Origin of the sequence: Lawsonibacter celer, assembly GCF_014281125.1 — a bacterium.
Lineage (GTDB): Bacteria > Bacillota > Clostridia > Oscillospirales > Oscillospiraceae > Lawsonibacter_B > Lawsonibacter_B celer.
Genome location: NZ_JACOEA010000006.1, coordinates 116,817 through 136,096 on the forward strand (window position 1 = coordinate 116,817; position 19,280 = coordinate 136,096).

Below are 19,280 nucleotides of genomic sequence, written 5' to 3' on the forward strand. Positions count from 1 at the left end.
TTACAAAATCGCTGGGGCCTGCAGGTCGATCAGCCGGCTGTAGAACACCTGTACGTCAAAATTCTGATACAGCTGGGTGCCCATGGCACGGGTGACCCCCAGGGAGGAGAGAGCGCTCTTCTTCACATAGTCCAGGAAGGTCTGCTCCCCATAGGTGTGGAACCAATTGAACTCCACGCCTTCAGCGGCACAGGCGGCCTCCAGCTCCCCGATCCGCTCCATCACCACGGGGAGGTACTGCTGGGCGGTCACGCCGTTGGTGAAGAGCACGTCGGCGGGTTTCAGGCCCGCGGCGGCAAAGGGTGCGTAGTCGGCGGGCACAAAGCTCTGCCGCAGGGCGGGCCTGGCAATGCGGGCCGCCATGGCGGCGGTTTCCGCCCGGGTGAGGGTCTTGTCCCCAGCGAAGGTGCCCCACCGGTCCACGCCGGTCAGAATGCCCGCGTTGTAGAAGGCCAGCACAGCGGCGTCAGCGGTGTCGGGCAGGGCGGTGACGGCGTTGATGGGGGAGAGCATGTCCTCCGGCGTCACGGCGGAGAGCATGGACATAAATTCCTGCCGGGTGGCGTTCTTTTCCGGGTCGGAGACGTTCACGCCCCGTTTGGTCAGGTAGTCCACATAGTGCTGATACCAGGGGATGTAGGGATTGGGGATGGGCGCGGGGATGGCCTCCCCAGTGATGGCCTCATTCATACGGGCGGCGATGGCAGCCACCTCACCCACGGTGAGGATCTTGTCGGGGGAGAAACCGGCGTTGGTGCCGGTCATGAGGCCCACCTCATAGCAGACCTGTGCGGCGGAGGCGAACCAGTCGCCCGCCTGCACGTCCCCATAGCCGGGATAGGCGTTTTTATCGGGAAAGGCCTCCTCCGGGGTAAGGGCGGCGGCGGAGCCCAGCAGCAGGGCGGCCGAGAGGGTCAGAGCAATCAGCTTTTTCATCATGAAATTTCCTCCTGACACAAAAATTCGTCGCATCTTTAGACGGCGGGAAAGGGGGAAAGTTCCATTCAGGCCTCCGGCTCCTGGATGGGCGCGCCGTCGGTCAGGCCGGCCAGCTCGTCCCGGATGAACTGCAGGGCGGAATCCAGGTTGCTCTGGCCCTCGATCATGGCCAGCATGCGGCCGGAACGCATGTTTTTGGGGCAGATGCTGCGGCTCTCCCGCTCCTTGTCACCGATACAGATGGTGATGGGGATATTCAGCCGGTTGGCGTACTGCAGCCGGGCTTTGAATTTCTTCGGCTCCGTGTACAGCTGGGTGCGGATGCCGCTCTGCCGCAGAAGGGTGGCCACCTCAATGGCAAAGGTCAGGTCCTCCTCCATGGGGATCACCAGCACGTCCGCCGGGGCGGTGATCAGAGCGTCGTTCAGGTAGCCCTGGTCCTCCAGGACGAAGAACAGCCGGGTCAGGCCGATGGAAATGCCAACTCCGGGGAGTTGTTTATCAGTGTAATATTCCGCTAGGTTATCGTATCGGCCGCCGGAGCAGATGGAACCGATCTCCGGATGGTCCAGCATCACGGTCTCGTACACTGTACCGGTGTAATAGTCCAGGCCTCTGGCGATGGTCAGGTCCACCATAAAATGGTCGGCGGGCACGCCGAAGGCGGACATATACCGGACCACCGTGTGCAGCTCCTCCACCCCCTGGTCGAAGAGGGCGTTTTGACCCTTCAGGGCCTCCAGGGCTTCCAGGGGGTCAGCGGTGGCCAGCAGCGTCAGCAGCTGGTCGGCCGCCCCGGCGGGGACCGCAAAGTCGTCCGTCAAAATGGCCTTCACCTTTTCCGGGCCGATCTTCTCCAGCTTGTCAATGGTGCGCATTACGTCTCCCGCCTGCGCCTCCAGGCCCAGAATGGCAAACAGGCCGTTGAGCACCTTGCGGTTGTTCAGTCGGATCTTGAAGCGGCGCAGCCCCAGGGCCGTGAAGGTTTTGTAGATAATGGAGGGAATCTCTGCCTCGTTGGTGATGTCCAGGCTGCCGTCGCCGATGATGTCGATGTCCGCCTGGTAGAATTCCCGGAAGCGGCCCCGCTGGGCCCGCTCTCCCCGGTAGACCTTGCCGATCTGAAACCGGCGGAAGGGAAAGACCAGCTCATTGTGGTGCAGGGCCACGTATTTGGCCAGAGGGACGGTCAGGTCAAAGCGCAGTGACAGGTCGGTGTCCCCCTTGGTGAAGCGGTAGATCTGCTTCTCGGTCTCGCCGCCGCCTTTGGCCAGCAGTACCTCGGAGGCCTCAATCAGCGGGGTGTCCAGGGGGGTAAAGCCATAGAGGGAATAGGATTTGCGCAGAATTTCCACCATCCGGTCGAACTGCACCTGCCTGGCGGGCAACAGCTCCATGAATCCGGAGAGGGTGCGGGGCTTGATCTGGGCCATAGTGACGCTCCTTTGTCTGATAAAAATAGAGGCTGCTGCCCGCCGCCGCAGGCGCGGCGCCAGGCGCGGCGCCAGGCGGTTTGCGCAGCAGAGAGTTGGAACAGGGCCGGTTTGCGCCCGGTCTGTCTGAATGGAATTCCCGGGGGTCCGGCGGGCAGGCCGATCTCCCTCTGGAGGAGGACGAAAAAACACTCTCATCCCGTACTCACGGGACGAGAGCGCAAGGCTTTCGTGGTGCCACCCATGTTCAGCGGAGCGTCGCTCCGCCCTCAGGCCTTCTGGTGCGGGAAGGGGACCGCGCCCGTCTCCGGGCCCGCTGGTGGAACCGTCTCCCGTCCTCCTTGCCGTCAGGCGCTTCCAGCCAATGGCGCCTTTCTCTGTCCGGCGGTGTGGGCGGTACCTGCCCCGTCATTGCGGTGCGTTGAGATACTATCGCAAAACTGCAGAAAAGTCAAGTGCCGCCGCTTACGCGGTAAAGGGCTTGGTTTTGGGATTGACGATATCCTGCCAGTCCAGATCGCCCCGCTCCAGGCCGTGGATGAGGATCTCAGCCGTGGCCACATTGGTGGCGTAGGGCACGCTGTTCTGATCGCACAGACGGGTAATGTAGCTCAGGTCCGCGTCCAGGTCGTTGGACTGGGGGTCGGAAAAAAAGAGCACCATGTCGATCTCATTATAGGCAATCCGCGCGCCGATCTGCTGACTGCCCCCGTGCTCATGGGAGAGAAACAGAGAGACGGGCAGACCGGTGGCCTCCGCGACCAGACGGCCGGTGGTGTTGGTGGCACAGACGGTATGCTTGGACAAAATGCCACAGTAGGCGATGCAGAACTGCACCATCAATTCTTTTTTCCGGTCGTGGCTCATTAGCGCAATATTCGTGATAAACACCCTCTCTTGTTTCAAAATAGTGGTTTTTCTCTTAACGCAGTTTCATCAGGGGGACCCGCTGGCCGAGCAGCCGCCTTGCAATGTTTAAGTAGGCCAGCGCAGCCCCCTTGTTGGTGGACAGGATCAGCAGCTGCTCCTGATTGGCGGAGAGCATCACCTGGGGGTCCTCAGGCACGACGCCCAGCAGGGGGAGCCCCGCCTCATCCATGGCGTCGTCAATGGTGGCGTGCAGTCTGCGAAGCAGTTTGGGCTGGACCCGGTTGACCACCAGATGGATCCGCTCCAGGCTGTTTCGGAGAAGCGTGACGGTCCGCTGGGCATCCCGCAGGGCGGAGGCGTCGGTTGTGGACACCACAATGGCCCGGTCAGCCGCGCACACGGCCAGCTCAAAACCGGCGCCCAGGCCGGCGGGAGAGTCCATCAAAACATAGTCGTACTGGGCTTTGGCCTGCTGCACCAGCGCGCGCATCTGCGGGAAAGTAATGGCCTGGCAGGGAAAGGTAACCGGGGCCGTGAGCAGGGAGAGGTTCTCCACTACGGGGTGGGGGACCGCCGCCCGCTCCAGGGTACAGCGTCCGGCCAGCACGTCGGTAAAATCCATCAGCGCCCGGTCGGACAGACCCAGGGCCAGGTCCAGATTGCGCAGGCCCACGTCCATATCAATGCACAGCACCCGGCTGCCCAGGGCGGCCAGACATGAGGATACGGCGGCAGTGAGAGAGGTTTTTCCGGTCCCGCCCTTGCCGGACGTGACCACAATTGCGGTTGACATCTTCTCCCTCCTGTCTTCTCTCTTTGAGCATATCACAAATTGACAATTGAATCAATTGTTTTTTGTGCAAAACAGCAGAAAAATCCTTGTCATAGGGGTGCCTTCTGGATTTTTGCCCACCGCCGGGGATATCCCTTGGGGGTGGGAGCGCATTTTTCAATGGGAATGACCCGGTGGACCACTTGGGTGCCGGGGATCCGGTAGTCGTAGGCGGGGAGCACCTGGCCGCCCAGAAGGCGGATCCCGTCCATGGCTTGGGACAGCTCCTCGCCGCTGTCCACCGCCTTCATGGCCAGGAACTGTCCTCCCACCTTGACATAGGGCAGGCACAGTTCACACAGAAGGCTGAGCGAGGCCACGGCCCGGGAGACGGCAAAATCGTAGCTGTCCCGAAATTCGGGCAGGAGCGACTGCTCCTCGGCCCGGGCATGGAGGCATGCCACATCCTCTGTGCCAAGGGCCGCGCACACCTGCTCCAGCCAGGTCACCCGCTTGCCCAGGCTGTCCAGCAGCGTCAGGCGGATGGAGGGCTCCAGGATGCGCAGGGGAAGGCCGGGAAAGCCGGCGCCAGTGCCCACGTCGATCACCCGCTTGCACCGGAAATCAGCCACGCCCAGCAGCGCCGCGGAGTCCAGAAAGTGCAGGCGGGCTACCTGGCAGGGATCGGTAATCGCGGTCAGGTTCATTACCTGGTTCTGCTCCAGCAGCAGACGGCCATATTCAGCCAAGGCCTCGGCCCCACCCACCGGGGGCGTCAGCCCCAGCTCCGCCAGGCCTTGGGAAATTGCCTCTCTCATTGGTGGCCGCCTCCCAGGCCCGCGATCAGGGCGGGCAGGCCGTCGGAAAGCCCCATAACAAAGAGGATAACACACGCCGCGGCCAGCACGGCCATGGCGGCCTTGGCCCCGGCCGACACACCCTGCCGCAGACGATATACGGCTAAAATAAACAGGCCAACCGCGCCGGGGCATACCATCAGGGGAAACACGCCATAGAGATTTTCTCCCTGATGAAAAAAGGGATAGACATTAAGCAGGACCAGAATGACCATGTAAACCACGGCAGTCCAGGCAATGATACGCTTGGCGGGGGAGGCGGGGATGTAAGGGCGTTGCTCCTCCTCCCAATCCTCACCGGGGGTCTTTTGGGGCTCTGACATTACGGCTTCTCCTTCAGAAGGTCACGGATTTCGGTGAGCAGCAGCTCCTCCGCCGAGGGCTCGGGCGGAGCCGGAGGTGCGGCAGGGGCCTCCTCCTTTTTGCGGTGGAAGGAGTTGATGGCCTTTACCATGCAGAACACCGCGAAGGCGATAATAATGAAGTCCAAAATGGTGGACAGGAAGATGCCGAAGTTAATGGAAACCGCCGGGGTAATCTCCGCCCCCGCGGCGTCCAGCACAGCCTGTTTCATCACCAATTTCCACGCGCTGAAGTCCACGCCGCCCACAAGCATGGAGACCAGGGGCATGATGATGTCGTTGACCAGAGAGGTGGAAATTTTGCCGAAGGCGCCGCCGATAATGACACCGACCGCCATGTCGACTACATTGCCTCTGGCAATAAACTGCTTGAATTCGCCAATGAAGCCTTTTCCCTTTTCCTTTGCAGACATAAAAACAACCTCCTTTTTCTAGTTCAGGGTATGCGGAAGACACAAATGGGCGCGCACTTTTGGGGCTGAAAAGGGGGCGGCTGTTTCAGGCGTCAGACGCCAGTGGAATCATAAATCTACAAAATTTAATAATTGTAAATAAATTCCAAAAAACAGATAGCCCCTTTGACGAAGAGAGGGGAGTCACCGCTTGGGGATCAGTATCTCTTTGCCGCCCATATAGGGCTGCAGGACCTTGGGGATTTTTACGCTGCCGTCGGCCTGAAGGTTGTTTTCCAGCAGGGCGATCAGCATGCGGGGGGGCGCCACACAGGTATTGTTGAGGGTGTGGGCCAAATAGTTTTTGCCGTCCTCACCCCGGTAGCGGATCTTCAGGCGGCGGGCCTGGGCGTCGCCCAGGTTGGAGCAGGAGCAGACCTCAAAATACTTTTGCTGGCGGGGGGACCAGGCCTCAATATCGCAGGACTTGACCTTCAGGTCCGCCAGGTCGCCGGAGCAGCACTCCAGCTGGCGCACCGGGATATCAAAGTTGCGGAAGAGCTCCACAGAATACTGCCAGAGCTTCTCATACCAGGCCTTGGAGTCCTCCGGCTTACAGACCACGATCATTTCCTGCTTTTCAAACTGGTGGATGCGGTACACGCCCCGCTCCTCAATGCCGTGGGAGCCCTTTTCCTTGCGGAAACAGGGGGAATAGGAGGTAAGGGTTTGGGGCAGCTTTTCACTGGGGATAATCTGGTCGATAAAGCGGCCGATCATGGAGTGCTCAGAGGTGCCGATGAGGTAGAGATCCTCCCCCTCGATTTTGTACATCATGGCGTCCATGTCCGTCTGGCTCATGACTCCCTCCACCACATTGCCGTGGATCATAAAGGGGGGAATACAGTAGGTAAAGCCCTTGTCGATCATAAAGTCCCGGCCGTAGGCCAGCACGGCCTCGTGCAGCCTGGCAATGTCGCCCAGCAGGTAGTAGAAGCCGGAGCCGGACACCCGGCCGGCGGCGTCCATGTCGATGCCGTCAAAGGACTCCATGATTTCGGTGTGGTAGGGAATGGGGTAGTCGGGCACCAGGGGTTCGCCGAAACGCTGGACCTCCACATTGCAGGAGTCGTCGGGGCCGATGGGCACAGAGGGGTCGATGATATTGGGGATCACCAGCATAATCCTCCGGATCTCCTCCGCCAGATGGTCCTCCCTGGCCTCCAGCTCGGCCAGCCGGTCCGCATCCGCCTTGACCTGGGCCTTGACGGCCTCGGCCTCCTCCAGCTTGGAGGGGTCCTTTTTGGCCTGGCCCATGAGCATGCCTACCTTTTTGGACAGGGCGTTGCGGGCAGTACGCAGGTCCTGGGCCTCCTGAATGGTGTTGCGGTTTTCCAGGTCCAGCGCCAGGACTTGATCCACCAGGGGCAGCTTTTCATCCTGGAACTTCTTCTTGATGTTTTCTTTGACCGCTTCGGGGTTTTCACGGATAAATTTCATGTCGAGCATGGGTTTCACCTCATAAATTGATGTTAATAGGATTGGGTGGGCTGCTAAGGAAGCCTGGCGAAGTGATGTGTCCCGGTCACGTTTCACGTGAAACAAATCAGACCAGCCAATCCACCAGGTTTTGATAGGCAGCCAGCGGGTCGTAGAGGGCCCGCTCCTCTTCAGTCAGGGCCTCGCTTGCTGTGGTTAGGGCGGCCTCCATGGCCCCCGGAGCCGCGGACTCCCACTCCTCCAGGAGGGTGCGCGCCTGGCTGTAGCGCCCTTTGTTATAAAGGGTGCGCAGCTGATTGAGCTGATTCAGGGCTTTGACCTGTGCTTGGGTATCGGTCAGGGATTCCTCGGCCTCCTGGGCGGTGTGCTGGGCGCTGTCCCGGTCGTGCTCCAGCTGGCCGATCTGCGCGTTCAGCGCGGTGTTTTCCTCCTTCAGACTGTCCCGTTCATCAATAATGTTCTGGAGCGTTTGGGCCGCGGAGTTTGAAGTCTGCTGCAGATTATCAATGGCCTCGCGGTTGCTGCGCTGCTGGGCAAAGTAGGAATACAGCAGCAATAGAAAGGCCACGGCGAAGAGAATCACCAGATATTTGAGGACGGCGTTCTTTTTCCGGGCACGCTTGCTCTCGCGGCGGCGGGCGGCCCAATCCTGCCGTTCGGGTTCGCTGCTCACAGGGCAGACCCTCCTTCCTGTTTCGGAGATATCTGCTCCAGCAGATCCAGCAGAGCGGTCAGGTCGTCGGTGTTGTAGAATTCCAGCTCCACCTTGCCTTTGCGCCTGCCGGAAATAATGTTCACTTTTCGTCCCAATCGGGCAGCCAGGCTTTTTTCCGCCTCCTTTAAATAAAGGGTGAGGTCAAGGGCGGAGGGGGAGGCGGGCGCGGCAGGCTCCTTTTCCCCGGCGGCCAGGCGCTTGGCCAGCGCCTCGGTCTGCCGGACCGACAGATCCTCGGCCACCACCTTTTGTGCCAGCTTCTTCTGCAGGTCGCCGCTGGGCACGGAGAGAATGGCTCGTGCGTGGCCGGCGGACAGCTTGCCCTCCTCCAGCATCAGATGCACTGCGTCCGGAAGGGCCAGCAGCCGCAGCGCGTTGGCGACGGTAGGCCGGGATTTGCCCACCCGCTGGGAGACCTCCTCCTGGGTCATGCCGTACTCGCTCATAAGCACCTTATATCCGTTGGCTTCCTCCACTGGATTCAGGTCCTCCCGCTGGAGGTTTTCAATCAGACCCAGTTCCATGACCTTGCGGTCGTCCGCCTCGATAATGACGGCGGGTACCTCGGTCAGCCCCGCCAGTTTGGCGGCCCGCCAGCGGCGCTCCCCGGCAATGATCTGATAATAGCCGGAGGAGAGGCGGCGCACTGTCAGGGGCTGAATGACCCCGTGGGTGCGGATGGAGTCGGCCAGATCGGCCAGCGCCTCGTCGTCAAAGCGCTTGCGGGGCTGCTTCAGCCCCGGCTCCACCTGTGAAATGGGGAGAGAAAGGGAGCCGCCCTCCTGTGTCTGCAGGGCGGCGTCGCCCAAAAGTGCGCCCAGGCCCTTGCCCAGGCCGCGTTCTGATGCCATGCGCTTATCCGTCCTTTCTATTGTGCTCCTGAACCTCGTGAGCCAGCGCGTCGTAGGCCTCCGAGCCCCGGGAATAGCTGTCGTAAGCGGAAACCGGCTTTCCGTGGCTGGGGGCTTCGGAAAGCCGGACGTTGCGGGGAATGACCGTGGCGTACACCTGACCGGGAAAATGGCGCTTGACCTCCTCGGCTACCTGCATGGACAGGTTGGTGCGGCCGTCATACATGGTAAGTACCACGCCCTCCAGCGCGATTTGCGGATTGAGAGAGCGCTTTACAATGCGGATGGTGGAGAGCAGATCGCTGAGTCCCTCCAGCGCGTAATACTCACATTGGACCGGAACCAGGACCGTATCCGCCGCACAGAGGGCGTTTAAAGTCAGCAGCTCCAGGGAGGGGGGGCAGTCGATCAGGATGTAGTCGTAATGGGAAGTCACCTGTGTCAGCGCGTTTTTCAGCAGATACTCCCGCTCTGCCAGAGCGATCATCTCAATTCCGGCGCCCGCTAAGGATTTGTGGGAAGGGAGCACGTCGCTGTAGGGGGTGCTCACCACCGCCTTGACCGGGTCGGCCCCGTTGATGAGCACATCATAGATGTTAGGGGAGGCGGTCTTGTCCACCCCAAAGCCAGAGGTGGTGTTGGCCTGAGGATCAAAGTCGCACACCAACACCCTGCATCCTAAATTTTTTAGGGCGGCGGCCAAGTTCACACATGTGGTAGTCTTGCCCACTCCGCCCTTTTGATTCACAATTGCGATGGTTTTTGCCATATCACACCTGCCTTTGTACAGACAATAGGGACAAGCCCTATTATAATCAAAGTGAATCGGTAATTCAATGGGTTTTCGCATGTTTCACGTGAAACAGACAGAAAAAATCCCGGGCGTGTTTCACGTGAAACACGCCCGGGATTAAAAAGGCAGAAAATCAGGCCCGTGCCTGTTTGGGAATCCGAATGGTTAAAAGAATGGAATCCGATGTCTCCTGCCGCTTGCAGTCCGCGCTCACCCCGGCATTTTTCATCATGGAGAGACCACGGGTAATGGTGTTCAGGAAGAGGCGGACGTCCTTAATGACAAAGGTAGGCCGCTTAGCAGGCTGCTCCGTCTGGTGGAGCAGCCGCTCCACATACTGCTCCGTTTTCGCCACAGTCAGCCCCTCGTCCACAATGTGGCGGGCGGCCAGCACCTGCTGCTCCGGCTCCTCCAGGCGGAGCAGCGCCCGAGCATGGCGCTCGGTAAAGCCGTGTTCCCGCAGCAGAGCAAGGGCGTCGGGAGGGAGGCGCAGCAGACGGAGCTTGTTGGCCACCGCGGACTGCGATTTCCCAATTTTGCGGGCCGCCTCCTCCTGGGAGAGGTGATAGGTTCGGATCAGCTTGGCCAGAGCGGCGGCCTCCTCCACAAAATCCAAATCCCTGCGCTGCAGATTTTCAACCAGCGCCAGCAGGGAGGAGCCCTCGCTGTCCACACTCACCAGAATGCAGGGGACCTCCCGCAGACCGGCCATTCGGGCGGCACGCAGACGGCGCTCACCGGAGATCAGCTCATAGCCTGCGGCTGATTTCCGGACCGAAAGGGGCTGCAGGACGCCCACCTCCTGAATACTGGCGGCCAGCTCCTCCAGGCCCTCCCGGGAAAAGTTTCTACGGGGCTGGTCGGGGTTTGGAGAGATGACCGAGATGGGAAGAAACAAAACTCGCGTACTCTCAAAAAGTCCTCTTTTGTGATTGCGTACCATTTTACGCCCTCCTTTATGGTAAAAATCACTCGACTAACCATATTTTACCATAAACGGACGCAAAACAGAACGGATTTTGTCGCCTGGGAAATATTTTTTCCAGCGGCGGCCGGGGGTCGGTCCATGCCAGCCCCCGAACCTGCGCTCAGGCCCGGAGAAAGCCCTTCCCAAAGATCTCGCTGGAGTTGGCCACGATCATAAAGGCGTGGGGGTCCGAGGCCTTCAAGTGCCGGCGCAGCAGGACGGCCTGCCCCCGGGAGAGCACGGTGAGCACCACCCAGTGCTCGGTGTGGGTATAAGCCCCCTGGGCATCCCATACGGTAGCGCTTCGGGCAAGGGTGTGGGTAATATATTGACACACCGGCTCTGGCTCCGTGGTGACCACAAAAAAGGCTTTGTGGCGGTTGAGGGACTCAATGACGCTGTCCACCAGGACGGATTTCAGGGCCAGGCCCAGCAGGGAGCACAGACCGGATTCAATATCAAAGACAAAGAGAGTGGCGGCGGAGATAACCACGTCGGTGCACAGCAGGGCGCGGCCCACATTCATACCGGAGCATTTTTTCAGGACCATGGCGGCAATATCCGTGCCGCCGGTGGAGGCGTTGATGTTGAACAAAATGGCGGAGCCCACCGCGGGCAGGATTACCGCAAAAAAGAGCTCCAGGAGCTTTTGGTCCGTCAGGGGCGCGGAGAGGGGGCAGACCCACTCGAAGATCTGAACCAGGGCGGAATAAAGCAGAGAACAATAGACGGTTCGGAAGCCGAAGCCTTTATTCAGCGCAAAAAAGCCCAGGATCAGAAAAAAGACATTGATGATGCTGTTAAAGGTCGCGGGGGTCAGCCAGGAGGAGGAGACCAGCTCGCCCAGCAGCAGGGACAGACCGGACACCCCGCCGGTGGAGAAATGGTTGGGAAATTTGAAGAAATACACGCCCACAGCGACCAGCGCCGCGCCCAGGGTCATCAGGGCAAAATCAGAAAGGCGATGCTTCCAGCTCATAAAACGGGTTCCTCCTCACCGTGTGGCGCATACCGCGCTCCACACATCATAGCCATCACAGGCGGGGATATTGCCCAGACGCCAGAGAGACACGCCGGTGATGCCGAACATCCGGGCCAGAGCCAGCTTGTCCGTCACGCTTCGGGCGTCCTCATACCACACCCGGTAGCGGCTGCCGTCCTCCGTGGTGTAGACCGCCGCAGGGTTGCGGTAGCGCTCGCTGTAAGTGACCTGTGTGCCCGGCTGGGCCAGCCGCTTTGCCAGTGTGGCCTGGGCTGGGTGGTAGATCGTGGTCTCCAGCAGCCGGCCCTCCTGGTCAATCCGGAAGCCGGCGGTGCCGAAGGAGATGGCCAAGGCCAGCTTGGAGCGGTTCGCCACGCCCGTCTGGGGGTCCGTAATGGCGCACAGTGCTTCGTAAATACGGGAAAAGGGGGTTACCGGAGAGTCGGTGTTGGCAGTGCCCACATAGCTTTCAGGCACAGAGGTCCACTGGTAGTCGTGTGCCATGAGAATCACTTTGTCGCAGACCTCTCCCAGCCCGTGATAGTCAAAGCCGTCGTACCAGGTGTCCGGCTGGACACAGACGTAAAGGGTCTTGCCGGATGGAAGCGCGGCGCGCAGGGCGGTCATAAAGGTCAGATAATCGGCCTTGAGGGCCTGGCCCTTGAGCCCTTCAAAGTCCATGGTCAGGCCGCTGTAATTCGCCGCCGACTCGGTCAGAGCGGCAACGGCGGCCGCGCGGGCCTCGGGTGTGGAGACCAGGGCCGAGACGGTGGAGGAGATGCTCCCGTCCGCCAGGGTGATGCGGTCGGCTGCGGAGGCATATACATTTAAATTGTAGGGCAGTCCCTGCTGTTCAAAGGCGTCCGTGGCCGGAGCGGGATCGGCCGGGCGCACCCAGTCGTTTCCGTTGGCAGAGGTGGAGTTGAGCCGGGGACCATCCTGGGGGTCATATTCCATTCTGGCCCAGCCCACGCTTACCGCGTCCATCTGGGCGGTGAGGCCGATCTGGCTGTAAGAGGAAAAGGCGTAAAAGCCGTGAAGCCACTCAGTCCTGGAGGCAAAGCGTTCATAGACCCGCACCAGCATGGCCGCGGCTTCCTCCCGGGTGGCTGTGGCGGCGGGCAGAAACTTCAGCTGGCCGCCCTGCTCCACCCCCGTGGTCATGCCGATCTGATAGGCAACGTGGATATAACCACGGTTGGCGGTCACGTCGGAAAAGGGGAGCGCGGCATCGGCCAGGCCCTGGGCCAGTGTGCCATACCCCAGGGCGCGTACCAGCATAACCGCCATCTCCTCCCGGGTGATCGGGTCCGTCGGGCGGAAGGCGGCGCCGGCGTCCATGACCCCGTGGGCCAGCGCGGTCTCCACCTGGGCCCAGCACCAGTAAGTAAGGGGACAGTCGGAATAGGAGGGGACGTCCGGCGTCACCTCCGCCCAGGAAAACATGCGGCAGAGCACGGTGACAAATTCACCGCGGGAGATGCTGCGGCCCACGCCGAAGCTGCCGTCGGGATAGCCGTTGAGCAGACCATATTCCCTGGCCTGCTCGATGACCGGCTCCGCCCAACTGCCCGCCGTGTCCGAATAGGCCCGGGCGGCAGGGAAGAGGGGGGCGGCGCCCAGAACCAGGGCGGCGGCCAGAAGTGCCGCGAGAAGCTGTCGTTTCATAAAGAGGACCTCCTTAAAACCGTGGAAAAACACATTCGCCCCTATTGTAGCAGGAAGCGGTGCGCAGCTCAATGGGGCAGGGAAAAAACTTAGAAAATGTGGAAGAATGGAGAATACACAAAATCTCCAAAAAGGGGTGACAGCAGACGGGTTTTTTGATAGAATATGTGCAGTTGAAGTTGGGGTCGGAATTTTGTACAATAGAAGTGATTTTTCATTCCCAATTTTATAGAGAGAACGGAGAGAGGCAATGAAGCTGCTGGAAGACCGGATCCGCAAGGACGGAAAGATCAGAAATGGCGACGTGCTGAAGGTGGATAGCTTTCTCAACCACCAGATGGATATTGCGCTGTTTGACGAGATCGGCAAGGAGTTTTACCGCCTCTTCAGCGGGGACGGCGTGACCAAGATCCTGACGATTGAGGCGTCCGGCATTGGCATTGCCTGCATTGCGGCTAGGCACTTCGGCGTACCCGTGATTTTTGCCAAGAAAAACAAGACCAAGAACATCGCGGGCGATGTGTACACATCCAAGGTGGAGTCCTTTACCCACGGCAAGGTGTATGACATTATTGTCTCCAGGGAATTTCTGCGTCCCGAGGACCGGGTGCTGATTATCGACGATTTTCTGGCCAACGGCAGCGCTCTTCAGGGCCTGATTAAGCTGGTGGAGGACGCGGGGGCCACGCTGGTGGGCGCAGGGATCTGCGTGGAGAAGGCTTTCCAGCCCGGTGGCGACCTGATTCGCTCCATGGGTGTGCGGGTGGAATCTCTGGCCCGGATCAAGAGTATGAGCGTCGAGGATGGCGTGGAGTTCTGCTGAGCTTATGGCCCCGCCGACTGGCGAGGCATAAGCGCAGATGGAAAACGGGCCGCGGCCCGTTTTCGTCTCCCCACGGGGAGACATATATTCTGTTTTACAATCCCTTTGCTGCCGCAGGCAGGGCACGGCCCTGTGATGAGCGGATTCCAAGGATGGAAGCAACTTCCGCCCGGGCAGCCTGGCTCGCAGTCTGCCCGGGCGGAACTTTTCTTCCCGGGAATGCTGATAGAAGACTTCTCTTGTACGCATCCACCATATTGTAAGGAGGAAAAACAATGAAGAAAAAGCTGATTTCCCTGCTCCTGGCCGGCGCCATGGTCTTTGCCCTGGCCGCCTGCGGCGGTACCCAGGGCGGAACTGCCCAGACGCCTGCCGGCGGGTCCGACTCTCCCGCGCCTGCCACCGATACCCCCGCAGCGTCCGGCGATGTGAAGGTGGGCGCCATCATGCTCCATGACGAGAACTCCGGCTACGACATGGCCCACATTGAGGGCATCACCACTGCCTGCGAGGAGCTGGGCCTGGATGTCGCCTCCCAGCTGGTCATAAAGTACAACATTCCCGAGGACGAGAGCTGCTACGATGCCGCCGTGGATCTGGCGGAAGAGGGCTGCGACATCATTTTCTCCGACTCCTATGGCCATCAGACCTATATGCAGCAGGCCGCCGAGGAGTATGAGGACATTATTTTTGTCTCCTGCACCGGCGACCTGGCCGCCGCCTCCGGCCTGGCCAACTTCAAGAACATCTTCCCCTATACCTATGAGTCCCGCTATGTCTCCGGCGTGGTGGCCGGAATGAAGCTCAAGGAGCTCATGGACGCAGGCCAGGTCACGGACCCCTATGTCGGCTATGTGGGCGCCTACCCCTATGCCGAGGTGGTCTCCGGCTACACCGCCTTCTTCCTGGGCATCCGCTCCATCGTGCCCGAGGCCCACATGGACGTGCAGTACACCAACTCCTGGTATGATCTGACCAAGGAGGGCGAGGCCGCCAACGCCCTGATGAGCAAGGGCTGCGTCATCATCGGCCAGCACGCCGACTCCACCGGCGCCCCCTCCGCGGTGCAGAAGGCCCTGGACAGCGGCAAGGTGGCCTACTCCGTGGGCTACAATGTGGATATGCTCTCCGTGGCCCCCACCGCGGCCCTGACCTCCGCGCAGAACGTATGGTCCGTGCTGTATAAGGCTACTCTGGAGAAGTTCATCAACGGGGAGGAGATCCCGGCCGACTACGCCTGCGGTTACGCCGAAGGGGCGCAGACCATCTCCGCCCTGGGCGAGAGCTGCGCCGAGGGCACTCAGGACAAGGTGGACGAGGTCTGGGCCGGTCTGAAGGATGGCTCCCTGAACATCTTCGACACCGCCAACTTCACTGTGGGCGGCGAGACCCTGAGTTCCTACACCGATAGCTACGGCATGAACGGCGCCGAGACCATCACCGACGGCGTGTTCCACGAATCCGTTATCCGTTCCGCTCCCTACTTCGACCTGCGTATCGATGGTATCACCGAGCTGAACAACGCCTGAGGACCGCAAATATCTGGAAAAACCGCAATGGAGGGCTTGGCAGCAAGCCCTCCATTTTGGTACAATGAAAACGGACACAGTAAGCCCATGGCCTTGCGGCGCAGCGGGGCCACGGAGAAAGGGTGATTTGCTTGGCAGCTGAAAGTGCCGTCCAAATGCGCGGCATCACCAAGACCTTCGGCCCCATCGTGGCCAACCACAAAGTAGATCTGGAAATCCGCCGGGGAGAAATTCTCTCTCTGCTGGGGGAAAACGGAAGCGGGAAAACCACGCTGATGAATATGCTCTCGGGCATCTACTTCCCGGATGAGGGAGAGATTCTGGTGGGGGGCCAGAGCGTGGCCATCCGCTCCCCCAAGGATGCCTTTGACCTGAAAATCGGCATGATTCACCAGCATTTTAAGCTGGTGGACGTGCTGACGGCGGCGGAAAATATCGTTCTGGGGCTGCGGGAGCCGGGGGGCCTTAACCTGAAGGCGGCCGCGGCCCGGATCCGGGAGATCTGCGGCCGGTACGGTTTTCAGGTGGACCCGGAGCAGAAGGTCTACGACATGTCGGTCTCTCAAAAGCAGACGGTGGAGATCGTAAAGGTCCTCTACCGGGGGGCGGACATTCTGATCCTGGACGAACCTACCGCTGTGCTGACGCCCCAGGAGACGGAGAAGCTTTTTGACGTGCTGCGCAACATGAAGGCGGACGGCAAGGCCGTGGTCATCATCACCCATAAGCTCCACGAGGTCATGGAGATCTCCGACCGTGTAGCGGTGCTGCGCAAGGGCGAGTACATCGGCGATGTGGCTACCAGCGAAACCAGTCCCCAGGCCCTCACGGATATGATGGTGGGCCGTGCGGTTTCCCTGAACATTGAGCGCCCGCTGGTGGAGACGCGCAACCTGCGCCTGGAGGTAAAGGACCTGTCCGTGCGCACGGCGGAAGGGGTCCTGGCCCTGGACAATGTGACCTTCCAGGCGTACGGCGGCGAGATCCTGGGCGTGGCGGGCATTTCCGGCAGCGGCCAGAAGGAGCTTCTGGAGGCCATTGCCGGGCTCCAGAGCGCGCTGCCCGGGGCGCATATCATCTACCACCCCCCCGCGCCGGACGAACCCGTGGCCGGGCGGCATGTGCCTGTGGACCGGGCGGGGGAGGAGCTGGTGGGCAAGGACCCGCTGCAGATCCGCAGAATCGGCGTATCCATGGCTTTTGTGCCGGAGGACCGGCTGGGCATGGGCCTGGTGGGGTCTATGGGCATGCCGGACAATATGATGCTGAAAAGCTACCGCGCCGGGCACGGCCCCCTGGCGGACCGCAGGCCGTCCCGGGCGCTGGCGCAGAAGGTGAAGGAGGAGCTGGAGGTGGTCACGCCCAGTCTGTCCACCCCGGTGCGCCGGCTCTCCGGCGGCAATGTGCAGAAGGTGCTGGTAGGTCGGGAGCTGGCCTCCAGCCCCACGCTGCTGATGACCGCCTACGCGGTGCGAGGGCTGGATATCAACACCTCCTACACCATTTACCGCCTGCTCAACGAGCAGAAGAAGCAGGGGGCGGCGGTCATTTTTGTAGGCGAGGACCTGGATGTGCTGCTGGAGCTGTGCGACCGAATTCTGGTGCTGTGCGCCGGCCATGTCAACGGCGTGGTGGACGCCCGCACGGCCACGAAGGAAGAGGTGGGGCTGCTGATGACCAGGCTGAAGAAGGAGGGTGAGCAGGCATGAGCGTCCATGTATCCCATAAGGAGCCCCTGCTGCGCATCGCAAAGCGGGCCTCCATCCCCGCCTGGAAGGCGTGGCTGATCCGCATTCTCTCCGTGGTGCTGGCGCTGCTGCTCAGCGGTGCGTTTATTTACGCCATTACCGGGCTGAACCCGGTGGAGGTCTATAAGGCCATGGCACAGGGGGCGTTCGGCAGTGAGCGCCGCTCCTGGGTTACCATCCGGGACGCGATGATGCTCCTGTGCATTGGGATCGGTCTGGCCCCCGCGTTTAAGATGCGCTTCTGGAACATCGGCGCCGAGGGGCAGATCCTGGTGGGCGGCTGCGCCACCGCGGGCTTTATGATCTACTTCGGCGGTAAGCTCCCCACACCCGTGCTTTTGCTTCTCATGGCTGCGGTCAGCCTCATTGCCGGCGCGGTATGGGGGATTGTGCCCGCCATCTTCAAGGCCCGCTGGGGCACCAATGAGACCCTTTTTACCCTGATGATGAACTATGTGGCCATTCAGATCACCTCCTACTGTGTGGCCCTGTGGGAAAACCCCGTGGGGTCCAACACGGTGGGCGTCATCAATCAGAAGACCAAGGCGGGCTGGTTCCCGGAGCTCTTCGGCCAGGACTATGGCCTGAACGTGCTCATTGTGGCGGTACTCACGGTGGGGATGTTCCTCTACCTGAGGTACACCAAGCAGGGCTATGAGATCGCCGTGGTGGGGGAGAGCGAGAACACCGCCCGGTATGCGGGGATCAAGCTCTCCAAGGTCTTTATTCGCACCATGGCCATCTCGGGCGCCATCTGCGGCCTGGCGGGCTTTATCGCCGTGGCCGGCGCCAGCCACACCATCTCCACCTCCACCGCCGGCGGCCGCGGCTTTACCGCCATTATCGTGGCGTGGCTGGCCAAATTCAACACCTTTGTCATGGTGCTTATTTCCTTCCTGCTGGTGTTTCTGCAGAAGGGGGCCGTCCAGATCGCCACCCAGTTCAAGCTCAACGACTTTGCTTCCGAGGTCATTACCGGCATCATCCTGTTCTGTATTATCGGAAGCGAGTTCTTTATTCAGTACCGCCTGATCTTCCGCGGCAGAAAGGAGGCCGGCAAGGCATGACGCAGTTTATCGCACTGTTCCAGGCCGCCATTGTATTCGGCACGGTCATCCTCTACGGGGCACTGGGGGAAATTCTCACGGAGAAGTCCGGCAACCTGAACCTGGGCGTGCCGGGCATTATGTACCTGGGCGGCATCGCCGGCCTGGCCGGGGCCTTCTTCTATGAGCTGTCCACCCCTAACCCGGTGCCCGCCCTGTGTCTCATCATCTCCTTTGTATGCGCCTTTGCGGCCGCTGCAGCAGGCGGGCTCATTTACAGCTTTCTTACCATTACGCTGCGGGCCAACCAGAATGTTACAGGTCTGACCCTTACCATTTTCGGCGGCGGCGTGGCCAACTTTTTCGGTGGGGCGCTCAACACCATGGCCGGCGGCGTGGGGCAGATCTCCGTGGCCGCCACCTCGGCGGTCTACCGGGTATCCATCCCCGGGCTGTCGGGCATTCCGGTGGCGGGCCCGCTGGTGTTCAGCTATGGCTTTATGGTCTATCTGGCCATCGCGGTAGCGGTGGTCATGCTGATGTTCCTGGGGCGCACCCGGGTGGGGCTCAATCTGCGGGCCGTAGGAGAAAATCCGGCTACGGCCGACGCGGCGGGCATTCCCGTCACCCGCTACAAGTACCTGGCCACCTGCGTCGGCGCGGGGATCTCCGGCTTAGGCGGGCTGTACTACACCATGGATTACGTCAAGGGCACCTGGGCCAGCGAGGGCACCATTGAAGCCCTGGGCTGGCTGGCGGTGGCGCTGGTCATCTTCGCCGTGTGGAAGAGCGTCCACGCCATCTGGGGCGCCTATCTGTTCGGCTTCCTAACTTGGCTGTACTTCTATATCCCCGGCCTGAGCCGCTCCAGCCAGGAGCTGTTCAAGGTCATCCCCTACGTGGTGACCATTGTGGTCCTGGTAGTCATGAGCACCAGGAAGAAGCGGGAGAATCAGCCCCCGGCCCACCTGGGGCTGCCCTACTTCCGGGAGGAGCGGTAAGAGAAAACAACAGGAAAAATGGAAGAAACAGC

The 19,280-nt window shown here is 60.8% G+C and carries 19 protein-coding genes; 5 read left to right on the forward strand and 14 right to left on the reverse strand.

Features of this window, described 5'->3' with window-relative positions:
* The 14 genes from H9Q75_RS10460 to H9Q75_RS10525 all read right to left on the reverse strand — a co-directional run bounded on the left by H9Q75_RS10460 (position 1) and on the right by H9Q75_RS10525 (position 13,101).
* Positions 1–939, reverse strand: coding sequence for an S-layer homology domain-containing protein (locus H9Q75_RS10460; protein ID WP_186566839.1), 939 nt, complete (start codon positions 937–939; stop codon positions 1–3).
* 65 nt (positions 940–1,004) lie between these two features.
* Positions 1,005–2,372, reverse strand: a complete 1,368-nt coding sequence (gene hisS / locus H9Q75_RS10465) for a histidine--tRNA ligase (protein ID WP_186566841.1) — start codon at positions 2,370–2,372, stop codon at positions 1,005–1,007.
* Positions 2,373–2,837: 465 nt separating this feature from the next.
* On the reverse strand, positions 2,838–3,278 hold the full coding sequence (locus H9Q75_RS10470; RefSeq protein ID WP_279287670.1) for a methylglyoxal synthase: 441 nt from the start codon (positions 3,276–3,278) through the stop codon (positions 2,838–2,840).
* A 16-nt stretch (positions 3,279–3,294) separates the two neighbouring features.
* A complete protein-coding gene (minD, locus tag H9Q75_RS10475) occupies positions 3,295–4,035 on the reverse strand; it encodes a septum site-determining protein MinD (protein ID WP_186566843.1) in 741 nt (246 codons plus the stop codon).
* Positions 4,036–4,124: 89 nt separating this feature from the next.
* A complete protein-coding gene (rsmG, locus tag H9Q75_RS10480; protein WP_186566845.1) occupies positions 4,125–4,832 on the reverse strand; it encodes a 16S rRNA (guanine(527)-N(7))-methyltransferase RsmG in 708 nt (235 codons plus the stop codon).
* Positions 4,829–5,194, reverse strand: a complete 366-nt coding sequence (locus tag H9Q75_RS10485) for a hypothetical protein (protein ID WP_186566847.1) — start codon at positions 5,192–5,194, stop codon at positions 4,829–4,831. Before H9Q75_RS10485 ends, rsmG begins: the two co-directional genes overlap by 4 nt.
* Positions 5,194–5,646 (reverse strand): large-conductance mechanosensitive channel protein MscL, encoded by a 453-nt coding sequence (gene mscL / locus H9Q75_RS10490; RefSeq protein ID WP_186566849.1) that lies wholly within the window; start codon positions 5,644–5,646, stop codon positions 5,194–5,196. The genes H9Q75_RS10485 and mscL overlap by 1 nt, the downstream gene beginning before the upstream one ends.
* Before the next feature lie 183 nt (positions 5,647–5,829).
* A complete protein-coding gene (serS, locus tag H9Q75_RS10495; RefSeq protein ID WP_186566851.1) occupies positions 5,830–7,134 on the reverse strand; it encodes a serine--tRNA ligase in 1,305 nt (434 codons plus the stop codon).
* A 97-nt stretch (positions 7,135–7,231) separates the two neighbouring features.
* Positions 7,232–7,798: a hypothetical protein gene (locus H9Q75_RS10500; protein WP_186566853.1), complete on the reverse strand. Its 567-nt coding sequence runs from the start codon at positions 7,796–7,798 to the stop codon at positions 7,232–7,234.
* The gene (locus tag H9Q75_RS10505; RefSeq protein WP_186566855.1) at positions 7,795–8,691 is read right to left on the reverse strand and encodes a ParB/RepB/Spo0J family partition protein; all 897 of its coding nucleotides are present in this window, start codon (positions 8,689–8,691) and stop codon (positions 7,795–7,797) included. The genes H9Q75_RS10500 and H9Q75_RS10505 overlap by 4 nt, the downstream gene beginning before the upstream one ends.
* A gap of 4 nt (positions 8,692–8,695) precedes the next feature.
* Positions 8,696–9,460 carry a ParA family protein gene (locus tag H9Q75_RS10510; protein WP_186566857.1) on the reverse strand — a complete coding sequence of 255 codons (765 nt, stop codon included), beginning with the start codon at positions 9,458–9,460 and terminating at the stop codon, positions 8,696–8,698.
* Between the two features lie 157 nt (positions 9,461–9,617).
* Positions 9,618–10,427, reverse strand: a complete 810-nt coding sequence (locus tag H9Q75_RS10515; protein ID WP_186566859.1) for a ParB/RepB/Spo0J family partition protein — start codon at positions 10,425–10,427, stop codon at positions 9,618–9,620.
* Between the two features lie 145 nt (positions 10,428–10,572).
* Positions 10,573–11,430: a YitT family protein gene (locus tag H9Q75_RS10520; protein ID WP_186566861.1), complete on the reverse strand. Its 858-nt coding sequence runs from the start codon at positions 11,428–11,430 to the stop codon at positions 10,573–10,575.
* Between the two features lie 15 nt (positions 11,431–11,445).
* Entirely contained in the window at positions 11,446–13,101 is a 1,656-nt protein-coding gene (locus H9Q75_RS10525) for an S-layer homology domain-containing protein (protein ID WP_186566863.1), read from the reverse strand.
* A 250-nt stretch (positions 13,102–13,351) separates the two neighbouring features.
* On the opposite strand from H9Q75_RS10525, the gene H9Q75_RS10530 reads away from it, so the two are divergent.
* The 5 genes from H9Q75_RS10530 to H9Q75_RS10550 all read left to right on the forward strand — a co-directional run bounded on the left by H9Q75_RS10530 (position 13,352) and on the right by H9Q75_RS10550 (position 19,248).
* The gene (locus H9Q75_RS10530; protein WP_186566865.1) at positions 13,352–13,924 is read left to right on the forward strand and encodes a xanthine phosphoribosyltransferase; all 573 of its coding nucleotides are present in this window, start codon (positions 13,352–13,354) and stop codon (positions 13,922–13,924) included.
* Positions 13,925–14,199: 275 nt separating this feature from the next.
* Positions 14,200–15,453 (forward strand): BMP family ABC transporter substrate-binding protein, encoded by a 1,254-nt coding sequence (locus H9Q75_RS10535; RefSeq protein WP_186566867.1) that lies wholly within the window; start codon positions 14,200–14,202, stop codon positions 15,451–15,453.
* A 155-nt stretch (positions 15,454–15,608) separates the two neighbouring features.
* Positions 15,609–17,162 (forward strand): ABC transporter ATP-binding protein, encoded by a 1,554-nt coding sequence (locus H9Q75_RS10540; protein ID WP_423788649.1) that lies wholly within the window; start codon positions 15,609–15,611, stop codon positions 17,160–17,162.
* Positions 17,159–18,268: an ABC transporter permease gene (locus H9Q75_RS10545; RefSeq protein WP_186566871.1), complete on the forward strand. Its 1,110-nt coding sequence runs from the start codon at positions 17,159–17,161 to the stop codon at positions 18,266–18,268. Before H9Q75_RS10540 ends, H9Q75_RS10545 begins: the two co-directional genes overlap by 4 nt.
* Positions 18,265–19,248: an ABC transporter permease gene (locus H9Q75_RS10550; RefSeq protein ID WP_186566873.1), complete on the forward strand. Its 984-nt coding sequence runs from the start codon at positions 18,265–18,267 to the stop codon at positions 19,246–19,248. The genes H9Q75_RS10545 and H9Q75_RS10550 overlap by 4 nt, the downstream gene beginning before the upstream one ends.
* Positions 19,249–19,280: the final 32 nt, after the last annotated feature.

Excerpts from the sequence above, each read along its gene's own strand:
- H9Q75_RS10460 (WP_186566839.1), bottom strand. The coding sequence starts at position 939 with ATGATGAAAAAGCTGATTGCTCTGACCCTCTCGGCCGCCCTGCTGCTG.
- hisS (WP_186566841.1), bottom strand. The coding sequence starts at position 2,372 with ATGGCCCAGATCAAGCCCCGCACCCTCTCCGGATTCATGGAGCTGTTG.
- minD (WP_186566843.1), bottom strand. The coding sequence starts at position 4,035 with ATGTCAACCGCAATTGTGGTCACGTCCGGCAAGGGCGGGACCGGAAAA.
- rsmG (WP_186566845.1), bottom strand. The coding sequence starts at position 4,832 with ATGAGAGAGGCAATTTCCCAAGGCCTGGCGGAGCTGGGGCTGACGCCC.
- H9Q75_RS10485 (WP_186566847.1), bottom strand. The coding sequence starts at position 5,194 with ATGTCAGAGCCCCAAAAGACCCCCGGTGAGGATTGGGAGGAGGAGCAA.
- mscL (WP_186566849.1), bottom strand. The coding sequence starts at position 5,646 with ATGTCTGCAAAGGAAAAGGGAAAAGGCTTCATTGGCGAATTCAAGCAG.
- serS (WP_186566851.1), bottom strand. The coding sequence starts at position 7,134 with ATGCTCGACATGAAATTTATCCGTGAAAACCCCGAAGCGGTCAAAGAA.
- H9Q75_RS10505 (WP_186566855.1), bottom strand. The coding sequence starts at position 8,691 with ATGGCATCAGAACGCGGCCTGGGCAAGGGCCTGGGCGCACTTTTGGGC.
- H9Q75_RS10510 (WP_186566857.1), bottom strand. The coding sequence starts at position 9,460 with ATGGCAAAAACCATCGCAATTGTGAATCAAAAGGGCGGAGTGGGCAAG.
- H9Q75_RS10515 (WP_186566859.1), bottom strand. The coding sequence starts at position 10,427 with ATGGTACGCAATCACAAAAGAGGACTTTTTGAGAGTACGCGAGTTTTG.
- H9Q75_RS10520 (WP_186566861.1), bottom strand. The coding sequence starts at position 11,430 with ATGAGCTGGAAGCATCGCCTTTCTGATTTTGCCCTGATGACCCTGGGC.
- H9Q75_RS10525 (WP_186566863.1), bottom strand. The coding sequence starts at position 13,101 with ATGAAACGACAGCTTCTCGCGGCACTTCTGGCCGCCGCCCTGGTTCTG.
- H9Q75_RS10530 (WP_186566865.1), top strand. The coding sequence starts at position 13,352 with ATGAAGCTGCTGGAAGACCGGATCCGCAAGGACGGAAAGATCAGAAAT.
- H9Q75_RS10535 (WP_186566867.1), top strand. The coding sequence starts at position 14,200 with ATGAAGAAAAAGCTGATTTCCCTGCTCCTGGCCGGCGCCATGGTCTTT.
- H9Q75_RS10540 (WP_423788649.1), top strand. The coding sequence starts at position 15,609 with ATGCGCGGCATCACCAAGACCTTCGGCCCCATCGTGGCCAACCACAAA.
- H9Q75_RS10545 (WP_186566871.1), top strand. The coding sequence starts at position 17,159 with ATGAGCGTCCATGTATCCCATAAGGAGCCCCTGCTGCGCATCGCAAAG.
- H9Q75_RS10550 (WP_186566873.1), top strand. The coding sequence starts at position 18,265 with ATGACGCAGTTTATCGCACTGTTCCAGGCCGCCATTGTATTCGGCACG.